The organism is Stutzerimonas chloritidismutans, assembly GCF_051486945.1.
Classification (GTDB): Bacteria; Pseudomonadota; Gammaproteobacteria; order Pseudomonadales; family Pseudomonadaceae; genus Stutzerimonas; species Stutzerimonas chloritidismutans_B.
In genome coordinates, this window is sequence record NZ_JAHVDX010000002.1 from 139,233 (window position 1) to 158,421 (window position 19,189).

Sequence of the window (19,189 nt, forward strand, 5' to 3'; positions counted from 1 at the left end):
ACCAATGCAGCAACCACGCCAGCTCTGCACTGCCCGGTTAATGATTGACCGTAAACGCCAGCATTGCCGAAAGCTGGCAGAGCGGGCGGCCGCTTTCGCCATGCCAGCGGTTGAAGACCTCTTGGACCAGCGCCTGGTCGCGCTGGCTGCTGGGTACACGATCCACCACCTGCTGAGCCTTCAGTGCCGCGACGACGTCATTGCTGGGAATGAATGTGTCCTTGCCTGCCATGCGCAGCAGACGAGGGGCGGACAGCCCGCCAAGCTGGCAACCATGCTTGGCCAGGTAGCGCCACAGGCCGACGATATCGTTGATTGGCCAACCAGCCAGGAAATTACCGAAACTGCCATGGCTCGCGGCGACGTCTAGGACGAACTGCGCGTTGCGTGGCACGCTCTTGAGCTTGCCTAGATGCCGGATAATGCGCGCATCCTGCATTAGCCGCTCGATGTGCTCGCCGCCCATCAGCACCAATTTTTCCGGATCGAAGCGAAAGAACACCTCCTCGAAGGCAGGCCATTTCGCGTCGACCAGGCTGTGCTTCAAACCAGCCCGGAATATTCGCAGGCTGATCAGTGAGAGGTAGCGATCATCCGAGACGGCACGCAGCTCATCCGCAGTGCTCGGCTGCGGCAATCGAGCCTCCAGCGCGGCGGCAGAGCCGAATCGATTGAGGCAGTACTCGTGCAGCCATTTGTAATCACGCATGCGGTATCCAAGGCTCAATTCAGATCGCGGCACAGGTTGCCCGCCTCGGATCGAGCCCGCAAGCCCACCGCCCATTGAACAGGCCTAGCCACGCAGCCGGTCGGCCGCATCGAGCAGCGTCCGCTCGGTCAACGCCCAACCCAGGCAACCATCGGTGATGGAGACGCCGTAGCGAAGCGCAGTGCCGAGGGCCTGGCAGCCGTCGAACAGATGACTTTCCAACATCACGCCTCGCAGGCTGTCGTCTCCCGTCAGGCGCTGCTCGAGCACTGCCTTGAGCACCTCGGGCTGTCGCAGCGGGTCCTTGCCGCTGTTGGCATGGCTGCAATCGACCAGGATGCGCGGCTCGATACCCTGCCGCTGCAGCGCCGACCGCGCTTCGGCAACGCTGGCGGCGTCATGGTTGGGCCCGGCATGCCCTCCCCGCAAGACCAGATGGGTATCGGGATTACCGCAGGTGCTCACCACGGCCGGGTGACCCAAGTCATCGATACCGAAATGGCTGTGCGGATGGGCGGCGGAGCGCATGGCGTCACAGGCGATACCCAGGCTGCCATCCGTACCATTCTTGAAGCCGACCGGCATGCCCAGGCCACTTACCAGCTCACGATGAATCTGCGACTCGCTGGTGCGCGCACCGATTGCAGCCCAGGCCAACAGGTCGTCTAGATAACCTGCGACCAAGGGCTGCAGCAATTCAGTCGCGACCGGCAGGCCTCGCTCGATAATGGCCAGCATCAGACGCCGCGCTACGCTGAGCCCTTCTGCTATGTCATCACTGCCGTTCAGGTGCGGGTCGTATGCCAGGCCTTTCCAGCCCACAGTCGTCCGTGGCTTTTCGACATAGGCCCGCATGACCAGCAGTAGCTGGTCCGCAACCTGCGGAGCCAGCCCGGCGAGACGATCAGCGTATTCCAGCGCAGCCTTGGGGTCGTGCAGCGAACAGGGGCCGACGACAACCAGCAACCTCGAGTCGCGGCCATCAAGCACCGCGCGAATGGCGTCACGGTCTGCGGCGATACGTTGAGCAAGCGCGTCCGAAAGCGGCAATCGCTGGCGCAACAAGGCGGGGCTGGGCAACGGCTGGGCGCTACGACGGGCAGCGGGCGCGAGGGTGGAAACGGGGGTGGAAATGAGTTGAGCAGTGGCGGATGCAGTCATGATCTGGCAGTTCCCTGCCGGCGCGGCCCATGCCGCGGCGGCGCTATCGGATTGTTCGTTCTGGAGGTATGGAGGCAGCAGTCAGGCCGCTAAATCGCCAGTCGTAGCGGTCGTTGCGGTAAGCGTTGCGGTAGCTGTTCATCTGTGGTTCCTCGCGCTGTGGCCAACGTTGGGCCGAAAAAAACAAAACCCCCGGTCGGGTTGCCGACCGGGGGTTTTTTCAAACGTCTCTGGTGGCGACCCTGGTTATCAGGCCGCCTGTGGGGTATCAGGCGCGCCTATGGCTAAACCAATACCCAAAGAAGTAATACGCCGAAGCCAGCAATGGCTGCACAACAGCCCGCGCGGCGCTAGCGGCACCGGCATTGAGCGAGAACAGCACATTGAGGTCGAGCGGCATGGGAAAACTCCAAAACGATTGCTGAACCTTACTTCAGCACTTCGCGGCCTGGCAAGCGGGGCGTCGAGGCGCCTGGCCGCGGCCGGCGCTTACAGGCTCATCACATCAAGGAAGCGCGGTGTCGCCGCGTCATCGATGCGCAGGCTCCTGAAATCGAACAGGTTACGGTCGGCCAGTTGCGATGGCACGACGTTTTGCAGTGCGCGGAACATGATCTCCACACGGCCCGGCGACTTGCGCTCCCACTCCTGCAGCATCTCCTTGACGACCTGGCGCTGCAGATTCTCCTGCGAGCCACACAGATTGCACGGGATGATCGGGAAAGCCTTCATCTGGGAGTAGGCCTCGATATCCGCTTCGCTGCAGTACGCCAGCGGTCGGATCACCACGTTGCGGCCATCATCGGAAAGCAGCTTGGGCGGCATCGCCTTGAGCGTGCCGCCGTAGAACATATTAAGGAAGAAGGTTTCCAGGATGTCGTCGCGGTGATGACCGAGCGCCATCTTGGTCGCGCCGATCTCGTCGGCGAAGGTGTACAGCGTGCCCCGTCGCAGGCGGGAACACAGCGAGCAAGTGGTCTTCCCTTCAGGGATTTTCTGCTTGACGACCGAGTACGTGTCCTTTTCAACGATGTGATATTCGACCCCGATGGAGGCCAGGTATTCGGGCAGCACGTGCTCCGGAAAACCAGGCTGTTTCTGGTCCATGTTGACGGCGACGATCTCGAATTTGATTGGCGCAACCTTCTGCAGATAGAGCAGCACGTCGAGCATGGTGTAGCTGTCCTTGCCACCAGACAGGCAGACCATCACCTTGTCGCCATCCTCGATCATGTTGAAATCGGTGACCGCCTCGCCGGCGAGACGGCGCAGACGCTTCTGCAATTTGTTCTGATTGACCGAGAGATTGCCCATTTCAGGTGTCCGGGTGAGATGCGAAAGGCGCGCATTTTACGCGCAAAAATGGTCCCTGCCCTACCCCATCCATCCAGCGTTCCGATACTGGCGCTGTGCTAGGCTTGCCGCATGAACGACGACCTCGAACTCGAGCAGGACCTAGCCGAACAGATCCTTCTGCTGCTGCGTGAACAGCCCGACGGTTGCAGCGAATACGAGTTGATCCAGCAGCTCAAGGCCCGGCACAGCACGCATATTCCGCACCTGCCGCTGATCGACAAGCTGGTGCTGTTTCGCACGCATTTTCTTGTCTTCAACGCGCTGTACCGCTTACGCGATCAGCTTTGGGGCGAGTGCAGCCATCACCTGCAGATTTCCCCTCTCTGCGTTCAGCTACAGATCTACGTACCAGGGACCAGCGGTATCGCTGCCCAGGATCCGCTTCGCGATTACTACCTGGACATGACCAACCTGCGCGATACAGACGAGGCGGAGGTCGAACGTCTGTTGGCCAGCTTCTGGTCGCGCATGCGGGGGGACCATATCGACCGCAGCGGCGACTGGGACCCGGAACAGAAGCGCGCCGCGCTGGAGCTGTTCGAACTGGACAGCGAGCCGCGGCTGGACATGGCGGCCATCAAGCGACGCTACCGGCAGCTGGTAAGTATTCACCACCCGGACCGCGGCGGCAGCACGACGCGCATTCAGTCCATCAACCTGGCAATGGAAATACTGCAACGGCATTACCGCTAGCGGCATAGCTTCCAAACGCTCTAACCAGCTCGATACGGCGTCACGCTGCATTCCTATACTGCGACTTAAGGTCGCACGCCCGTCCAACTGACGGAACGCCAGGCGGAGCGGCCCTCCAAAACAGAGGAGACGCTGGCATGATCAATCATGTTTGGGGACTGTTCGCCCACCCCGGTCAGGAGTGGCAGGAAATTACCGGCGAGGAGCGCGAAGTCGGCAAGCTTCATCTCGGTGAAGTAGCGGTGCTGGCTGCCATCCCGGCCATCTCGGCGTTCATCGGGACCACCCAGGTGGGTTGGAGCATTAATGGCGGCGAAGCGGTAAAGCTCACCGAGAGCAGCGCCTTGCTACTGACGGCGCTTTCTTACCTGGCAATGCTTGCGGGTGTGGCGGTTATGGGCGGGTTCATCCACTGGATGTCGCGTACCTATGATGCGAACCCGACCCTAGTGCAATGCATCGTGTTTGCGGCCTACACCGCGACGCCACTGTTCGTGGGCGGCCTGGCTGCGCTCTATCCGCATATCTGGCTGGGCATGATCGTCGGCACTGCGGCCATCTGCTATACCGCCTACCTGCTCTATGTCGGCTTACCGACGTTCATGAACATCCCATCCGACGAAGGTTTCCTGTTTTCAAGCTCAGTGCTCGCAGTCGGGCTCGTGGTGCTGGTCGCCATCATTGCCCTGTCGGTGGTCATGTGGGGCATGGGCATCGGCCCGATCTACGTTCGGTAAAGCCAACCCATGCGGCTGACCTGGGCATGTGCCCGGTTGGCCGCATCGCTTCGCCTGCCCCCCTCGCCCTGGAAGACTCGTCATGGTTTTGGAATCCCTGCCGGCCTTGAGCGTCTAAACCGCAACAGCGACGCTCAAGCCCAGGCATCAGGAGGCTCCATGACCCCAGAATTCATCAGCTTGTTTACCCGCCCGGACCGTGCGTGGGAATCGATTCGCCAGAAGGAAGACGCCAACAGCCTGCACTACCTGATGCACCTTCTGGTGTTAGCGCTGATCCCTGCGGTGTGCCTGTTCATCGGCGTGACCGTTGTCGGCTGGAGCCTGGTCGAAGACGAGCGCGTGCGGCTCGATACCGGCAGCGCCTTCCAGCTTTGCCTGCTGCTGTACCTGACGATTCTCATCGGCACGCTGGTAATGGGCCTGTTCGTTCGGTGGATGGCGAAAGCGTTTGAGGTACGGCCGAGCGTCAACCAGTGCATCGGCTTCGTTGCCTATGTAATCACACCGTTCCTGCTGGCCGGCGTTACCGGCTTGTATCCAAATCGATGGTTCGCAGCGATTGTGTTGTTGATAGCGGCTGTCTATTCGACGTACTTGCTGTTCACCGGCTTGCCGGCGTTCATGCGCCAGCGCAACTCGCAAAGCTTTCTCTACGCCAGTTCAATCTGGGGTGTCGCGCTTTTGGTGCTTGTCACGGTAATGGTCAGCATGATCCTGTTCTGGCATCTGCGGCTGGAGCCTACCTACGAGCGCAACACCGTGGAAAACCAGGGCTATACCACTGAAGAGCGGCCCCAAGAGGAGCCCGGCGGTCTCTGAACGGTTGCCCACGGCAGCCATTTGGGCATAATCCCGGGCCTTCTTCGGAGGCCAAGATGCCCGACCAGCTTCATGCACGCGTCGAGGCCTGCTACCTGCAGGCCGAGGCGTTCTTCAACCGACGCTTCGAGCGTCCGCAGGTGAGCCTCAAGCTAAGAGGCCAAAAGGCTGGAGTCGCGCACCTCGACCAGAACCTGCTGCGCTTCAACTCGGTGCTTTATCAGCAGAACCGCGAGCATTTCCTCAGGCAGACGGTCGCCCATGAGGTTGCCCATCTGGTCGCGCACCAGATGTTCGGCGGGCGCATCCGCCCGCACGGCGAGGAATGGCAGCTGATCATGCGCGGTGTGTACGAGCTGACGCCGGATCGCTGCCATACCTACGAAATTGCTCGTCGCCCGGTTAATCGTTTCATCTACCGGTGCCGCTGCGAGGGTCAGGATTTCTCCTTCACAGCCCAGCGCCATGCTTTGGTCAGCAGGGGCCGGCGCTATTTCTGCCGGCGCTGCCGGGCGACACTTGTGTTCAGTGGCGAGCAGCGATTGGAGTGATATCGACCCGGCTAAAGTCCCCGCGCACGCCAACCGGCCACCACAAAGAGCACCGCCAGGACCCCGGTCAACGGCAGCCAGCCGCTGTGCTCCCAAACGTACCCGCCGGCGTAGCCAATCACGCTCGACCCTAGATAGTAAGCACACAGATAGAGCGCCGACGCCTGGGCCTTGGCGCCCGCCGCATGCTTGCCGACCTGCCCGCTGGCGACCGCATGCGCGGCGAAGAACCCTAGCGTGAACAGTGCCAGGCCGGGAATGATCGCCACCAGCCAGGATGTCGAACACATCGCGACGCCAACGAGCATCAATGCCACCCCGCCTTGCAGCACCGCACGAGCACCGAAGCGCGGTACCAAACGCCCCGCCCAGCCGGCACTGAAGATCCCAGCCAGGTAGACGACGAACAACAAGCCGATCACCGTGGACGACAAACCGAACGGCTCTGCGGCCAGACGGAAGCCGATGTAGTTGAACAGCGCCACGAAACCACCCATCAGCAGGAAGCCTTGCATGAACAGGTTTCTCAGCACCGGATTGCGCATATGCCGGGCGAAGTTGTCGAGCAAGCCGGGAAGCGAAAGCGCCTGCGCGGTGAAATGGCGTGACGGGGGCAGCAACCAGATGAACAAGCCGAGCGCTGCCAACCCAAGCGCTGCGATGCCGCCAAGCGCCAGTTGCCATCCGCCGAGATCGCTCAGCAGGCCCGATAACAGGCGCCCTAGCAGCCCGCCCAACGCGGTACCGCCGATATACAGCCCCATGGCCGCAGGCAGGGACTCGGGGTCGAACTCCTCACCGACGTAGGCCATTGCCAACGCCGGCAGTCCGCTGAGCGCCAAGCCCAGCGATGCCCGCAGTATCAGCAACGCATGCCAGGAATCGACCCAGACACAGGCCAGGCCCAGCAGGCAGGCCGTGGCGAGTGCACCCACCATCACCGGCTTACGCCCCCAGCTCTCGGCCAGCGCACCCGAGAGCAACAGGCACACCGCCAGCGATAACGTAGTCAGCGAGAGCGCAAGGCTGCTGGTCGCTGCCGACACCCTGAAGTGTTCAGCCAGAAGCGGCAGCAGCGGTTGCACGCAATACAGCATGGCGAAGGTGGCAAAGCCAGCACAAAACAGCGCCAGCGTGGCCCGGCGATAGCCGGATGTGCCGCGTTTGAGGTGCGCGGCGGATGCGGATTCAAGGGGCATGTTGGCAGTCGAGCAGCGAGCATGAAGCGAAGGGGTTCGAAGCCTATCACGCGCAAAACACAGCCGTGGACCGGGCTGGCGCGCCTGCCGCTCATCCGAAACGCTTGGTGTAGGCGGGTTCGCTTGCGCTGGATCAAGAAAAGTGGAATTAACAGCAATAACCTTATGCTTTGTGGACGAATGGCTTTGAAAGGCCGATTCCCTTTACCTAGACTCCTGCCATGACAGTCGCAGTGACAAAGGTGAACGCAGTGGCCACTCAGTCCGACCCAGCCCCCGCTGGAAAAGCCCAGGAAACCAAGCTTTTCATCTTTCTACTGGTGTTTCTATTTCCTCTCTTGAGCGTCGTGACCGTTGCCGGTTACGGCTTCATCGTCTGGATCAGCCAGCTGGTCGTCTTCGGTCCCCCCGGCCCTCCTAGCTGACGAATCGACCGCTCTCCCCCGTTCACTAAAGCACGCTGCCGCCTATGAATAACGTTTTGCATATCGCGAGCCTGCTCGTCCATTGCCGCCCAGAACTGATCGACGCGGTGAAGGGCAACCTGAGCCTGCTCCCCGATATCGAACTGCACCAAACGAGCCCGGCCGGAAAGATCGTGGTCGTCATCGAAGCTGAACATGAACGCCGCATCCTCGAAACCATCGACCGAATCCAACAGATACCCGGCGTGCTGAACGCCGCCCTGATCTATCACGAACTCCTCACACACGAAGGAGAGTCTGAATGAGCCTCACCCGTCGTCAATTCGCCAAAGCCAACGCGGCGGCCATCGCTGCCTCAGTAGCAGGCCTGCCGATCGCCACCAGCGCGTCCAACCTGGTTACCGATCCCGAGGCCGCCCAACTCAAGTGGCACAAGGCACCCTGCCGCTTCTGCGGTACCGGCTGCGGCGTCATGGTCGCCACCTCCGGTGACCGCGTCGTCGCGACTCACGGCGACGTGAAGGCCGAGGTCAATCGCGGCATTAACTGCGTCAAGGGCTACTTTCTGTCGAAGATCATGTACGGCACCGACCGGCTGACCCAGCCATTGCTGCGCATGAAAGATGGCAAATACGACAAGCAGGGCGAGTTCCAGCCAGTGAGCTGGGAGCAAGCCTTCGATGTGATGGAAGAGAAGTACAAGACGGCACTGAAGGAAAGTGGTCCGAGCGCGGTGGGCATGTTCGGCTCGGGCCAGTGGACCGTCTGGGAAGGCTACGCCGCGAACAAGCTGATGAAGGCGGGCTTCCGCTCCAACAACCTCGACCCGAATGCGCGCCACTGCATGGCTTCGGCCGCGGTCGGCTTCATGCGTACCTTTGGCATGGACGAGCCGATGGGTTGCTATGACGACATCGAGGCGGCCGACGCATTTGTGCTCTGGGGCTCGAACATGGCGGAAATGCACCCGGTGCTCTGGACGCGCGTGACCGACCGGCGCCTGAGCGCGCCACATGTGAAGGTCGCGGTGATGTCAACCTTCGAACATCGCAGCTTCGACCTCGCCGACATCCCGATGGTGTTCAATCCGCAGACGGACCTGGTGATCCTCAACTACATCGCCAACCACATCATCAAGAGCGGCGCGGTCAATGAGGAATTCATCAAGAACCACACCCGCTTCGCCAAGGGTGCGACCAACATCGGCTACGGGCTGCGCCCGACCGACCCGCGGGAACTCAAGGCCGAAAACGCCGCCGTCGCCGGTAGCTGGACCGACATCAACTTCGAGGACTATGCCGAATTCCTCAAGCCCTACACCCTCGAGCACGCCGCGCATGAATCCGGCGTTCCTGCTGAACGCCTCAAAGCGCTGGCCGAGCTATACGCGGATCCGAAAGTAAAGGTGATGTCGTTCTGGACCATGGGATTCAACCAGCACACCCGTGGGGTCTGGGCGAACAACATGATCTACAACATTCACCTGCTTACCGGGAAGATCAGCGAGCCGGGCAACAGCCCCTTCTCGCTCACCGGACAGCCATCGGCCTGCGGCACCGCGCGCGAGGTCGGCACGTTCTCGCACCGCTTGCCTGCGGACATGGTGGTCACCAACCCAAAGCATCGCGCCGTCACCGAAAAAATCTGGAAATTGCCTGAAGGCACCATCCAGGAAAAACCCGGCTTCCATGCCGTCCAGCAGAGCCGGGAGCTCAAGGACGGTGGCCTCAAGGTGTACTGGACCCAGGCCACCAACAACATGCAGGCTGGCCCCAACATCATGCAGGAAGTGCTGCCGGGCTGGCGCAACCCCGAAACATTCGTCGTCGTCTCGGACGTCTACCCGACCGTCTCGGCCCAGGCCGCGGACCTCATCCTGCCTGCGGCGATGTGGGTGGAAAAGGAAGGCGCCTATGGCAATGCCGAGCGCCGCACGCACTTCTGGCATCAGCTCGTCAGCGCGCCCGGCGAAGCACGCTCCGACCTTTGGCAGCTGATGGAGTTTTCCAAGCGTTTCACGACCGACGAGGTGTGGCCAGCCGATTTGCTTGCCAAAGCGCCGGACCTCAAGGGCAAGACGCTGTTTGACGTGCTGTTCAAGAATGGCCAGGTCGACCGCTTCCCCAGCTCCGATATCGAAGAGGGCTACCGCAACCACGAAGCCGAGCACTTCGGCTTCTACGTGCAGAAGGGATTATTCGAAGAGTACGCCGAGTTTGGGCGTGGTCATGGTCACGACCTCGGGCCATTCGATCTCTACCATAAGGAGCGCGGCCTGCGCTGGCCGGTGGTCGACGGCAAGGAAACCCGCTGGCGTTACCGCGAGGGCTACGACACCTATGTAGAGAAAGGGGCCGGTGTTCAGTTCTACGGTTACCCCGATAACAAGGCGATCATTTTTGCCCTGCCCTACGAAGTCCCGGCCGAGATTCCCGACGAGGAATACCCGTTCTGGCTAAGCACTGGTCGTGTCCTCGAGCATTGGCACACCGGCAGCATGACTCAGCGGGTCGACGAGCTGCATCGTGCGGTGCCAGACGCCCTGGTGTACATGCACCCAGACGACGCCCGTGACCTGAAGGCCCGCCGCGGCAGCGTGGTGAAGGTCATCAGCCGGCGCGGTGAAATGCAGGCCCGTATCGAAACGCGCGGGCGCAACAAACCGCCAAAGGGGCTGATCTTCGTGCCCTTCTTCGATGCCAACAAACTGATCAACAAGGTCACCCTCGACGCCACCGACCCGATCTCGAAGCAGACCGATTACAAGAAGTGTGCCGTGAAAATCGAAGTGGTCAGCATCGCCTGAGGAGAGTCACCATGAAAGTCCGCCTACTGCCTTTGACGCTCCTCGCGGTGATCGGCCTCGCCGTGGCCGCAGAGCCAAACTACCCGCTCGACGCCCCCGCTCCGGACGGCCGCCGCCCGGGCGGGACCATTACGCAGGAGTTCACGCCCCCGCCGCTAAAGGACGAGGAGAACAAAGACCTGCGCCGCGAGCGCAACTATCCGGAGCAGCCGCCCACCATCCCGCATACCATTCGCGGCTACCAGGTCGACGCCAACGGCAACCGCTGCCTGGCCTGCCACAGTCGCGCCAACAGCGCGCGCACCCAGGCCCCGATGATCAGCATCACCCATTTCACCGATCGCGACAGCCAGACGCTTGGGACCGTCGCGCCCCGGCGTTACTTCTGCACGCAGTGTCATGTGGTGCAACACGACGTCAAACCGCTGGTGCAGAACGACTTCGAGAACATCGACGAGCTGCTGTATCGCGAAACCGAACAGGCCGAAGAGTAAGGGGCGCCGGATGAAGTCGATACTGTCGTTTCTCAAGCGGTACTGGACGGTCTTACGCCGCCCTAGCGTGCATTACAGCCTGGGCGTACTGACGCTGGGCGGGTTCATCGCCGGGATCGTCTTCTGGGGCGGCTTCAACACCGCGCTGGAGGCGACCAACACCGAGACCTTCTGTATTTCCTGCCACGAGATGGAAAACAACGTGTACATGGAGATCAAGGACACCATCCACTACACCAATCGCTCCGGTGTGCGTGCGACGTGCCCCGACTGCCACGTGCCGCACGAATGGACAGATAAGATCGCGCGCAAGATGCAAGCCTCCAAGGAGGTCTGGGGCAAGATCTTCGGCACCATCAATACTCGCGAGAAATTCCTCGGTATGCGCCGCGAGATGGCCGAGCGAGAGTGGCGCCGGCTGAAGGCGAACGACTCGCTGGAGTGCCGCAACTGCCACAACTTCGATTACATGGACTTCACCAAGCAATCGCCGCGGGCCGCACAATTCCACTCGACGGCGCTGGCGAAAGGCGAAGCCACTTGCATCGATTGCCACAAGGGGATCGCTCACCGTTTGCCGGATATGCACGGCGTGCCCGGCTGGTGACCCACCCCGTCCCGACGACCACCGGCGAACTACGGTGGTGGTCGGGACGTTTCAATCCGCCCTTCACCCCCCTCTCTGAACCACGCCCTTGCGCTCGAGTCGAACTACGGCTATCCAGTCTGCCTGACCGACAAACCTCGAGAACAAGGAGTCCTACCATGCGCATTTGCCTGCTTGGCGCACTGATGGCCGCGAGCGCGCTGGCCCACGCTGAAATCCAAACCCAGGAAATCCCCTACACCGCCGCCGACGGCACCAAGCTGGTGGGCTACTACGCCTATGACGATGCCGTCGAAGGCAAGCGCCCCGGGGTCGTGGTGGTTCACGAATGGTGGGGCCTCAACGATTACGCAAAGCGCCGCGCACGCGATCTCGCCGAGCTGGGCTACAGCGCGCTGGCTGTCGATATGTATGGCGAAGGCAAGAATACCGAGCACCCGAAGGACGCCATGAGCTTCATGCAAGCTGCGCTGAAAGATGCCGATGCCGCCAAGGCGCGCTTCAATGCCGGCATGGACCTACTCAAGCAGCAGCAACAGACCGACGCTGACAAGCTCGCCGCCGTCGGCTACTGCTTTGGCGGCAAGGTCGTGCTGGACATGGCGCGCCAGGGCGTCCCGCTGGACGGCGTGGTGAGTTTTCATGGTGCGCTCGCGACCCAGACCCGCGCCGTGCCAGGCAGCGTCAAGGCCCGCGTGCTGGTCGAGCACGGCAGCGCCGACAGCATGGTCAGCAGCGACGACGTAGCGGCGCTCAGTGCCGAGATGGTCAAGGCCGGGGCGGATTTCCAGCTCGTCAACCTGCCCGGCGCCAAGCATGGCTTCACCAACCCCGACGCCGACCGCTTCCAGGAAAAAGGCGTCGACGTCGCCTATGACAAGGCAGCCGACGAGCAATCCTGGAGCGACATGCAGCGCTTCCTCGAAAAAACCTTCGCCGAGGGCAACTGACCGGCTGCCTCCACCGAACCTGAAGCATCCGCACACCGATAGCGAATGCTTCAGGCATCGAGACGGCCCGCCCGAGGCGGCCCGCCGTGCTAGCATGGCCGCCCTGCAAACTGCCCTATCCGCGAGTCATGGCCGAACACGATTTCCGCTACAACCTCCTGAATCCCGCCCATACGCTGACCGAATGCCGCGCGCTCGCTCCCGGGCGCTACCAGGTCACCGGCAACGGCGGCAATGTCCGCATCGGTGACACCCTGATCGTGACCCTCAAGGGCAGCCGCGATCTGTTTCAACGGCTCACGGTCGAGAAAGTTCGTCACCTCATCAACCCGCCTGGACAGTGGACGGCAGTCGCCAGCGGGCCGGTGTTCCGCGAACTTGAAATCCTCAATTGGAAAGTCAGCTGCGACGGCTGCGGCAAGCAGCTCGACTTCGAGTTTGCAGTCGATGCAGCGAAAGGCGAGCCGGCACGCGCGCCCGCCGCCGAGGCGCGAATCACCGAACTGGGCTGGCGCAACGATGCAGGGCGCCACCTGTGTCCTGCCTGCGGAGGTACCCAGCCATGAGGACGTCCCTGCTTATTGCCGTGGCCGGCGCTGCGCTGGCCGGGTGCGCCGTCGAGCCGTTGTCACTCGAGCGTGAGGTGACGTACATCGTCGAATGGGTTGGCGAAGAACCAGTGGTTGGGCGCAACCCCATCTCCATTACCTTCAGCGATGACCGCGCCTACGGCAACGCAGGCTGCAACCACTGGTTTGCTGGTTATCAGCTCGAAGGCCAGCAATTGCACTTCGACAGCATCGGCAGTACCCGTAAGGCCTGTGCCGAGCACCTCATGCGGCAGGAGCGGCACTTCCTAGAACGGCTCTCGCAGGTCGAACGCTGGGACGTATCCAACATCGACCAGCTGCGCCTTTGGCCTGTCGATGGCGCCGCGATCCGTGCTTGGCCCGAGCAGAACTGATCTGCGCCAAACCTGAGCAACGAGCGGGCCCCATGCACTGGCGACAGGCACCGCCCGTATCGTTTACGTCCTCCCGTAGAATCCACCAGCGACGACGGCTCGCAGACGCCGACCTCACCTAGCCGCATTGGGACCACGGAAATCGCGGGCTACAGCGCAGTCGGAAAGGCATTCGTTCTGCAACGTTGGAAACTGGCACGCCAGATGCAATAGCTCTGAAGCCAGTTTCGGGGACCTCGGTACAGGCAGGCCGGGAATTCCCCTCTTTTATCCGCAAAACCGCCAAGGCCGCTCATAGCGCGGCCTTGGTGTTCGGCAACCGCTAGAACAGGCGCAGTTGCTCGAAACCACCCCGAAGATCGACCAACCTCACGCCGACCCCAATCAACCGCACCGGGCGCTTCCCCCGTGCGAAGGCTCCGGCGAGGAGATCGGCGTAGTCGTCCAGTTCTAAGCCAGCGCCGGCCTGCTCAAGGGTAGTCTGGGTGAAATCATGAAACTTGAGCTTCACGAAGGGCTTGCTCGGCCGGTAACCGTCATCGAGCCGCGCCATCCGCTTGGTCAACTGCTCCAACAGCTCGGGCAACTGTTCCAGGCAAGCGGCAAGATCAGGCAAGTCCCGATCGTAGGTGTTTTCGACACTCACCGATTGCCGGCGGCTTTCGACCTGTACCTCGCGCTCATCGACGCCATGAGCCAGCCCCCACAGCCGCTCGCCAAACGAGCCAAATTCGCGGACCAGCTCCAGTCGTTTCCATGTCCGCAGGTCGGCACAGGTCTGGATGCCCATACGCTTGAGCTTCTCGGCAGTCACGCGCCCGACCCCGTGCAGCTTGGTCACCGGTAACGCCAGTACGAAATCGTCAACCTGATCCGGCGTGATCACGAAGAGCCCATCGGGCTTGTTCCAGTCACTGGCAATCTTGGCGAGGAATTTATTGGGCGCGACACCCGCCGATACCGTGATTCGCAGCTGCTGCCAGACGCGCCGCCGAATGTCCTGCGCAATGCGCGTGGCGCTGCCGGCGAAATGCTCGGTGCGGGTCACATCCAGGTAGGCTTCATCGAGCGACAGCGGCTCGATTAGGTCCGTGTAGGTGCGAAATATCCCGTGGATCTCACGGGATGCTTCCTTGTAGGCGTCCATCCGTGGGTGAAGGATCAGGAGGTCGGGGCACAGCTTGAGCGCATGGCCGGACGCCATGGCCGATCGGACACCGTACGCACGCGCCTCGTAGTTACAGGTCGCGATCACGCCGCGACGATCTGCCAGCCCACCTACTGCGATCGGACGATTGGCGAGGCTGGGGTCGTCTCGCATTTCGATCGCGGCATAGAAGCAATCGCAGTCGACATGGATGATTTTTCGGGTTGCGTTAACGGTGATCGCCTCGTGTTCAACCTAAGGCCAGCTGGAGCCAAGCCGCGCGCATTATCGCCGAAGCCCCTCAGCCAGGCCATGCAATGCCTGGTTGCGCATCGACTGGCTTAAAGGGCTGTCCGACGAACGGCCTTAGCCACCACTCCCCTTTCCGCACCCAGCCAGAGCGGCTGCGGACAATGAAGCCGCTCTGTGGACGGTTCCGACCTGACCAGAAACCGAACACTGACCAAGCCATCAGGTCGGACGTCAGGAGAATCGAAGTTTTTTCAATGCTACGGGAGGTCCCGATGACACATTCAACCCTCGCACTCGCATTCACCTCGCTCTTGTTCGCCGGCGGCGCGCTGGCCAACCAGGACGACATGAAGCACGACACCCATGGCGCTGCGCACACCCAGGGCAGCGCCATGAACGAAAACCACCAGCGCGACAACACTGCCAACGTCAATACCAGCGGCAAGACCATGGACGAGAAGATGAAGAATGAAGTACAGGACGATTGGCGAGAGGACGCCAAGGAGCGCCGCGACGCGGACGTCAGCAAGCCTGAACAGCGTTGACTCGGGCCGGAGCCGCCCATTCAACGTCGGATGGCGGCTCCGGGTGTCAGTCAGAGTTCCAGCGGATAGGGTTCAATCAGGGCCTGACCGTACCCTTCCACAAACTCCACCGGCATCCGTTTGGGCTTGCCATTGGATAACTGGATGCACACGAACGTAGTCTGCGCGCGCAGCAGCGTCGTATTGTCCGCCGGCCGAACCAACTGGAAGTTTCGCTTCATCTTGAGGCGCTGGTCCGATTCGACGATCCAGGTCGCCAATTGCAGACGATCCCCCTCATACGCCGCCGCCAGATAGTCGATCTCGTGCCGCAGCACCGCCATCGCCCGGTCGAGGCGCCGATAGTCATCAAGACCAAGCCCCAGGCTCTGCGAATGGCGCCAGGCGCAGCTTTCCAGCCAGGTCACGTAGACCGCATTGTTCGCATGCCCCAGCTCATCGATATGTGACGCATCGACCTCGATGTCGATGACGTACCCCTCGACCTGATCCCAGATCATGGACACCCCTCATGTTTGGCTGTGATTGCGCTTGCCGACCCATCCTACCTGCCACGGTTGCGCAATAGGTCTATGACGGAACATTCAGCAGCGTGCAACTGCACCATGACGAAAGCTTGATAGCTGAACGACGCGCAAAACAAAAAGGGCCATTCCGTGAGAAATGACCCTTTGGTGCCCAAACCGGGCAATAAAATGGCGTCCCCTAGGGGACTCGAACCCCTGTTACCGCCGTGAAAGGGCGGTGTCCTAGGCCACTAGACGAAGGGGACGAAACCTTCGCGAAACAGATCGCAAAACCGCTGCGGTCCATCGTGGATGGTGGAGCTAGACGGGATCGAACCGTCGACCTCTTGCATGCCATGCAAGCGCTCTCCCAGCTGAGCTATAGCCCCGGATTTAACGTCTCCCGACTTGCGATGCCTGAGCAGCGCAATCTGAATAATGGCGTCCCCTAGGGGACTCGAACCCCTGTTACCGCCGTGAAAGGGCGGTGTCCTAGGCCACTAGACGAAGGGGACGCAAGCCCTTCAAAGGCAACCGGCGTTAACCGGTGTGGCAATCGAGATTGGTGGAGCTAGACGGGATCGAACCGTCGACCTCTTGCATGCCATGCAAGCGCTCTCCCAGCTGAGCTATAGCCCCGTCTCGAGGACGGGGCGCATATTAGGTGCGGCCCTGCGCAGTGTCAACGAAATTTTCGTCCCTGAGCGAAGATTTTCAGCAGCAGGAACAAATACTTATCGCCGACGAGTGGTGGCAGGTCATCAGCCCATCGCGGCGAACAGCTTTTCCCAATCCTTCGTTTCTTTCTTCGACGCACCGCCGAGCAGTTCGAGCGCCTGGCGCAGGCGGAAGCGTGTCAGGTCCGGGCCGAGGATTTCCATTGCGTCAAGCACCGAGACGGAGCTCGCGTGGCCGGTGATCGAGGCGAACATCAACGGCATCACGTCACGCAGTTTTAACTCAAGATGAGTCGCAACGGCCTGGATACCATCGGTGATTCGCTCCTTCTCCCATTGGCGCAGGGCTTCGAGCTTCCATAGGGTCAGCTGCAGAACCTGACGCACCTGAGTAGCGTCGAGCTTCTTGTGCTCAAACAGAGCAGGGTCCAGGTTCAGGGCGCCAGCGAAGAAGAAGCCGGCCAACGGCGCGATCTGGCTGAAGGTCTCGACCCGCTGCTGTACGTGCGGCGCAATCTTCATCATGTACTCAGGATTAAACGCCCACTTCTGCACCTCAGCCGCAAACTGCTCAACCGGAAGCTCGCGCAACCATTGCCCGTTGAGCCAGGACAGCTTCTCGACGTCAAAAATCGGCCCGCCCAGCGAGACGCGGTTAATGTCGAAATGCTCGATCATCTCCGCCAGCGTGAATTTCTCGCGCTCGTCAGGCATCGACCAGCCCATGCGCCCGAGGTAATTGAGCATCGCCTCCGGCAGGTATCCCATGCGCTCGTAGAAGGTCACGGACGTCGGATTCTTGCGCTTGGACAGTTTGCTCTTGTCCGGATTGCGCAGCAGCGGCATGTAGCAGAGCTTGGGCTGCTCCCAGCCGAAATATTCGTAGAGTTTGATCAACTTAGGCGCTGATGGCAGCCACTCCTCGCCACGCAGCACGTGGGTGATGCCCATCAGATGGTCGTCGACGACATTAGCCAGGAAATAGGTCGGCAGCCCATCGGCCTTCATCAGTACCTGCATGTCCATGCGGTCCCAGCCGATCTCGACAGTACCCCGCAGCATGTCTTCGACCTGACAGACGCCTTCGCTCGGCACCTTCATGCGGATTACGTGCGATTCACCGGCAACGATGCGCTGTTGCGCGGTCTCGGCGGGGATGTGCATGCAGTGGCCGTCGTAGCGCGGCGTTTCCTTGTTGGCCATCTGCTCGGCCCGCACCTGGTCGAGCCGCTCAGCGCTGCAGAAGCACGGGAAGGCGTGCCCATTGGCGACCAGCTCGTCGGCGTATTTCTTGTAGATCTCACCGCGCTCACTTTGACGGTAAGGGCCATGCGGACCGCCTACGTCCGGGCCTTCGTCCCACTCGATCCCCAGCCAACGAAGTGCATCGTAGATCTGTTGTTCGGACTCGCGCGTAGACCGCAATTGGTCGGTGTCCTCGATGCGCAGGATGAACTGGCCGCCGTGCTGGCGAGCGAAGCATAGGTTGAACAGCGCGATGTAGGCGGTGCCGACGTGTGGATCACCGGTGGGAGACGGGGCGATGCGGGTGCGAACGGTGGTCATGGTGTACTCGGAATTCAAGGTACAGGGAAGACTGCAAAGGGGCTGGTGACCGGCTTAGCCGGCTCAGCGCGGATAAAGTGGCGATGTTAACAGGCGTGCATCGACCGGCTCCACCAACTGCCCGCCTTCTACGGGCAGCGCAGCCACCAGGAAGTCGAGGAAGGCCTTGACCTTCATCGCCTGGAAGCGCCGTGACGGATAAACCGCATAGAGTTCGCCGGTCGGCAATTCTACGTCCGGCAACAGCTCGACCAGGCGGCCGCTGCGGACTTCAGCGTCGGTAATCATGCAGGGCAAGGCGGCGATGCCGGCACCAGCAAGCGCAGCCTCGCGCGCCAGCGTGATGTTGTTGCAGGTCAGCACCCGGCGGCTTGCAACGTGCAGTTCAGTGAGCGGCCAGTGGCGCACCGAGTCGTGCGACAGGCCGATAGCGCGGTGTTCGGAAAGATCGAGCGCACAGCCGGGGGTCCCATGTCTGGCCAGATAGGCGGGGCTGGCGCACAGGCGGCGACGGGCTTCGAACAGCTTGCGAGCGACCAGCGACGAATCTTCCGGCTGACCGACGACGATCGCGATGTCGACGCCCTCCTCCAGCGGGTCGACAGCACGCGAAGCCAACTCTACCTCCACGACGATATCCGGATGCAGGCGTACGAACTCGCCGATGACCCGACCCAGCACCCACTGCCCGAACTCGATCGGTGCGGCTATGCGCAACAGGCCAGCCGGCGCTTGTTGCAACTGCATCACGGCCTGCTCGGCCTCGGCGAAATCGAGCATGATCTGCCGGCACCGCTCGTAGTAGGCCTGGCCGACCTCGGTCATACGCAGCCGCCGTGTGGTTCGGTTGAGCAGGCGCACACCGAGCCGCTCTTCCAGCTGAACGATGCGTCGACTGACGGTCGACTTCTGCATACTAAGGCTCGTCGCCGCGCCGGTGAAACTGTGACATTCCACTACCCGAGTGAAGATCAACGCGTCGTCCAGGCCCATACATTGTTCCCTGTGCGCAACAAAGTTTC

The 19,189-nt window shown here is 61.5% G+C and carries 22 protein-coding genes and 4 tRNA genes; 13 read left to right on the forward strand and 13 right to left on the reverse strand.

The window, feature by feature from the left end; translation table 11 throughout:
* Positions 1–37: 37 nt before the first annotated feature.
* From KXR72_RS07645 to ttcA, 4 genes are all read right to left on the reverse strand, one after another.
* A complete protein-coding gene (locus KXR72_RS07645) occupies positions 38–709 on the reverse strand; it encodes a DNA-3-methyladenine glycosylase I (protein WP_437420522.1) in 672 nt (223 codons plus the stop codon).
* Between the two features lie 84 nt (positions 710–793).
* The gene (locus KXR72_RS07650; RefSeq protein WP_437420523.1) at positions 794–1,870 is read right to left on the reverse strand and encodes a 3-deoxy-7-phosphoheptulonate synthase; all 1,077 of its coding nucleotides are present in this window, start codon (positions 1,868–1,870) and stop codon (positions 794–796) included.
* A gap of 268 nt (positions 1,871–2,138) precedes the next feature.
* The gene (locus KXR72_RS07655; RefSeq protein ID WP_437420524.1) at positions 2,139–2,270 is read right to left on the reverse strand and encodes a hypothetical protein; all 132 of its coding nucleotides are present in this window, start codon (positions 2,268–2,270) and stop codon (positions 2,139–2,141) included.
* 89 nt (positions 2,271–2,359) lie between these two features.
* Positions 2,360–3,184 carry a tRNA 2-thiocytidine(32) synthetase TtcA gene (gene ttcA, locus KXR72_RS07660; RefSeq protein ID WP_437420525.1) on the reverse strand — a complete coding sequence of 275 codons (825 nt, stop codon included), beginning with the start codon at positions 3,182–3,184 and terminating at the stop codon, positions 2,360–2,362.
* A gap of 111 nt (positions 3,185–3,295) precedes the next feature.
* Here ttcA and KXR72_RS07665 point away from each other — a divergent pair, with 111 nt between their 5' ends.
* The 4 genes from KXR72_RS07665 to KXR72_RS07680 all read left to right on the forward strand — a co-directional run bounded on the left by KXR72_RS07665 (position 3,296) and on the right by KXR72_RS07680 (position 6,029).
* Positions 3,296–3,919 (forward strand): DNA-J related domain-containing protein, encoded by a 624-nt coding sequence (locus tag KXR72_RS07665; RefSeq protein WP_437420526.1) that lies wholly within the window; start codon positions 3,296–3,298, stop codon positions 3,917–3,919.
* Positions 3,920–4,056: 137 nt separating this feature from the next.
* Positions 4,057–4,656 carry a Yip1 family protein gene (locus KXR72_RS07670; protein ID WP_437420527.1) on the forward strand — a complete coding sequence of 200 codons (600 nt, stop codon included), beginning with the start codon at positions 4,057–4,059 and terminating at the stop codon, positions 4,654–4,656.
* 159 nt (positions 4,657–4,815) lie between these two features.
* A complete protein-coding gene (locus KXR72_RS07675) occupies positions 4,816–5,478 on the forward strand; it encodes a Yip1 family protein (protein WP_437420528.1) in 663 nt (220 codons plus the stop codon).
* 56 nt (positions 5,479–5,534) lie between these two features.
* Entirely contained in the window at positions 5,535–6,029 is a 495-nt protein-coding gene (locus KXR72_RS07680) for a SprT family zinc-dependent metalloprotease (RefSeq protein ID WP_437420529.1), read from the forward strand.
* Positions 6,030–6,040: 11 nt separating this feature from the next.
* Here KXR72_RS07680 and KXR72_RS07685 read toward each other — a convergent pair whose 3' ends face one another.
* The gene (locus KXR72_RS07685) at positions 6,041–7,228 is read right to left on the reverse strand and encodes an MFS transporter (RefSeq protein ID WP_437420530.1); all 1,188 of its coding nucleotides are present in this window, start codon (positions 7,226–7,228) and stop codon (positions 6,041–6,043) included.
* A gap of 221 nt (positions 7,229–7,449) precedes the next feature.
* Between KXR72_RS07685 and KXR72_RS07690 the strand changes: the two genes are divergently transcribed.
* The 8 genes from KXR72_RS07690 to KXR72_RS07725 all read left to right on the forward strand — a co-directional run bounded on the left by KXR72_RS07690 (position 7,450) and on the right by KXR72_RS07725 (position 13,474).
* Positions 7,450–7,653, forward strand: coding sequence for a nitrate reductase (locus KXR72_RS07690; RefSeq protein ID WP_437420531.1), 204 nt, complete (start codon positions 7,450–7,452; stop codon positions 7,651–7,653).
* Between the two features lie 44 nt (positions 7,654–7,697).
* The gene (locus KXR72_RS07695) at positions 7,698–7,958 is read left to right on the forward strand and encodes a chaperone NapD (protein WP_437420532.1); all 261 of its coding nucleotides are present in this window, start codon (positions 7,698–7,700) and stop codon (positions 7,956–7,958) included.
* Positions 7,955–10,459: a nitrate reductase catalytic subunit NapA gene (gene napA, locus KXR72_RS07700; protein WP_437420533.1), complete on the forward strand. Its 2,505-nt coding sequence runs from the start codon at positions 7,955–7,957 to the stop codon at positions 10,457–10,459. Before KXR72_RS07695 ends, napA begins: the two co-directional genes overlap by 4 nt.
* A gap of 11 nt (positions 10,460–10,470) precedes the next feature.
* Complete coding sequence (locus tag KXR72_RS07705; RefSeq protein WP_437420534.1) at positions 10,471–10,953, forward strand: nitrate reductase cytochrome c-type subunit; 483 nt, start codon at positions 10,471–10,473, stop codon at positions 10,951–10,953.
* Between the two features lie 10 nt (positions 10,954–10,963).
* Positions 10,964–11,560, forward strand: coding sequence for a cytochrome c3 family protein (locus tag KXR72_RS07710; RefSeq protein ID WP_437420535.1), 597 nt, complete (start codon positions 10,964–10,966; stop codon positions 11,558–11,560).
* 158 nt (positions 11,561–11,718) lie between these two features.
* A complete protein-coding gene (locus KXR72_RS07715; RefSeq protein ID WP_437420536.1) occupies positions 11,719–12,510 on the forward strand; it encodes a dienelactone hydrolase family protein in 792 nt (263 codons plus the stop codon).
* A 128-nt stretch (positions 12,511–12,638) separates the two neighbouring features.
* Positions 12,639–13,076, forward strand: a complete 438-nt coding sequence (locus tag KXR72_RS07720; RefSeq protein ID WP_437421315.1) for a hypothetical protein — start codon at positions 12,639–12,641, stop codon at positions 13,074–13,076.
* The gene (locus KXR72_RS07725; protein ID WP_437420537.1) at positions 13,073–13,474 is read left to right on the forward strand and encodes an META domain-containing protein; all 402 of its coding nucleotides are present in this window, start codon (positions 13,073–13,075) and stop codon (positions 13,472–13,474) included. The genes KXR72_RS07720 and KXR72_RS07725 overlap by 4 nt, the downstream gene beginning before the upstream one ends.
* Before the next feature lie 322 nt (positions 13,475–13,796).
* Here KXR72_RS07725 and dinB read toward each other — a convergent pair whose 3' ends face one another.
* Entirely contained in the window at positions 13,797–14,861 is a 1,065-nt protein-coding gene (gene dinB, locus KXR72_RS07730; protein ID WP_437421316.1) for a DNA polymerase IV, read from the reverse strand.
* A gap of 284 nt (positions 14,862–15,145) precedes the next feature.
* Here dinB and KXR72_RS07735 point away from each other — a divergent pair, with 284 nt between their 5' ends.
* Positions 15,146–15,418: a hypothetical protein gene (locus tag KXR72_RS07735; protein ID WP_437420538.1), complete on the forward strand. Its 273-nt coding sequence runs from the start codon at positions 15,146–15,148 to the stop codon at positions 15,416–15,418.
* Positions 15,419–15,468: 50 nt separating this feature from the next.
* Here the strand turns inward: KXR72_RS07735 and KXR72_RS07740 are convergent, their stop codons facing one another.
* From KXR72_RS07740 to KXR72_RS07770, 7 genes are all read right to left on the reverse strand, one after another.
* Positions 15,469–15,918 carry an acyl-CoA thioesterase gene (locus KXR72_RS07740; protein ID WP_437420539.1) on the reverse strand — a complete coding sequence of 150 codons (450 nt, stop codon included), beginning with the start codon at positions 15,916–15,918 and terminating at the stop codon, positions 15,469–15,471.
* A 196-nt stretch (positions 15,919–16,114) separates the two neighbouring features.
* Positions 16,115–16,190 (reverse strand) — tRNA-Glu (locus KXR72_RS07745).
* Positions 16,191–16,237: 47 nt separating this feature from the next.
* Positions 16,238–16,313 (reverse strand) — tRNA-Ala (locus KXR72_RS07750).
* Between the two features lie 50 nt (positions 16,314–16,363).
* Positions 16,364–16,439 (reverse strand) — tRNA-Glu (locus KXR72_RS07755).
* Between the two features lie 48 nt (positions 16,440–16,487).
* A tRNA-Ala gene (locus tag KXR72_RS07760) sits at positions 16,488–16,563 on the reverse strand.
* Between the two features lie 122 nt (positions 16,564–16,685).
* Positions 16,686–18,167, reverse strand: a complete 1,482-nt coding sequence (gene gltX, locus KXR72_RS07765) for a glutamate--tRNA ligase (RefSeq protein ID WP_437420540.1) — start codon at positions 18,165–18,167, stop codon at positions 16,686–16,688.
* A gap of 63 nt (positions 18,168–18,230) precedes the next feature.
* Positions 18,231–19,160: a LysR family transcriptional regulator gene (locus KXR72_RS07770; protein ID WP_437420541.1), complete on the reverse strand. Its 930-nt coding sequence runs from the start codon at positions 19,158–19,160 to the stop codon at positions 18,231–18,233.
* Between the last annotated feature and the right edge of the window lie 29 nt (positions 19,161–19,189).

Bases quoted from the DNA above. Each gene is read 5' to 3' on its own strand.
- KXR72_RS07645 (WP_437420522.1), bottom strand. From the start codon at position 709: ATGCGTGATTACAAATGGCTGCACGAGTACTGCCTCAATCGATTCGGC.
- KXR72_RS07650 (WP_437420523.1), bottom strand. From the start codon at position 1,870: ATGACTGCATCCGCCACTGCTCAACTCATTTCCACCCCCGTTTCCACC.
- KXR72_RS07655 (WP_437420524.1), bottom strand. From the start codon at position 2,270: ATGCCGCTCGACCTCAATGTGCTGTTCTCGCTCAATGCCGGTGCCGCT.
- ttcA (WP_437420525.1), bottom strand. From the start codon at position 3,184: ATGGGCAATCTCTCGGTCAATCAGAACAAATTGCAGAAGCGTCTGCGC.
- KXR72_RS07665 (WP_437420526.1), top strand. From the start codon at position 3,296: ATGAACGACGACCTCGAACTCGAGCAGGACCTAGCCGAACAGATCCTT.
- KXR72_RS07670 (WP_437420527.1), top strand. From the start codon at position 4,057: ATGATCAATCATGTTTGGGGACTGTTCGCCCACCCCGGTCAGGAGTGG.
- KXR72_RS07675 (WP_437420528.1), top strand. From the start codon at position 4,816: ATGACCCCAGAATTCATCAGCTTGTTTACCCGCCCGGACCGTGCGTGG.
- KXR72_RS07680 (WP_437420529.1), top strand. From the start codon at position 5,535: ATGCCCGACCAGCTTCATGCACGCGTCGAGGCCTGCTACCTGCAGGCC.
- KXR72_RS07685 (WP_437420530.1), bottom strand. From the start codon at position 7,228: ATGCCCCTTGAATCCGCATCCGCCGCGCACCTCAAACGCGGCACATCC.
- KXR72_RS07690 (WP_437420531.1), top strand. From the start codon at position 7,450: ATGACAGTCGCAGTGACAAAGGTGAACGCAGTGGCCACTCAGTCCGAC.
- KXR72_RS07695 (WP_437420532.1), top strand. From the start codon at position 7,698: ATGAATAACGTTTTGCATATCGCGAGCCTGCTCGTCCATTGCCGCCCA.
- napA (WP_437420533.1), top strand. From the start codon at position 7,955: ATGAGCCTCACCCGTCGTCAATTCGCCAAAGCCAACGCGGCGGCCATC.
- KXR72_RS07705 (WP_437420534.1), top strand. From the start codon at position 10,471: ATGAAAGTCCGCCTACTGCCTTTGACGCTCCTCGCGGTGATCGGCCTC.
- KXR72_RS07710 (WP_437420535.1), top strand. From the start codon at position 10,964: ATGAAGTCGATACTGTCGTTTCTCAAGCGGTACTGGACGGTCTTACGC.
- KXR72_RS07715 (WP_437420536.1), top strand. From the start codon at position 11,719: ATGCGCATTTGCCTGCTTGGCGCACTGATGGCCGCGAGCGCGCTGGCC.
- KXR72_RS07720 (WP_437421315.1), top strand. From the start codon at position 12,639: ATGGCCGAACACGATTTCCGCTACAACCTCCTGAATCCCGCCCATACG.
- KXR72_RS07725 (WP_437420537.1), top strand. From the start codon at position 13,073: ATGAGGACGTCCCTGCTTATTGCCGTGGCCGGCGCTGCGCTGGCCGGG.
- KXR72_RS07735 (WP_437420538.1), top strand. From the start codon at position 15,146: ATGACACATTCAACCCTCGCACTCGCATTCACCTCGCTCTTGTTCGCC.
- KXR72_RS07740 (WP_437420539.1), bottom strand. From the start codon at position 15,918: ATGATCTGGGATCAGGTCGAGGGGTACGTCATCGACATCGAGGTCGAT.
- gltX (WP_437420540.1), bottom strand. From the start codon at position 18,167: ATGACCACCGTTCGCACCCGCATCGCCCCGTCTCCCACCGGTGATCCA.
- KXR72_RS07770 (WP_437420541.1), bottom strand. From the start codon at position 19,160: ATGGGCCTGGACGACGCGTTGATCTTCACTCGGGTAGTGGAATGTCAC.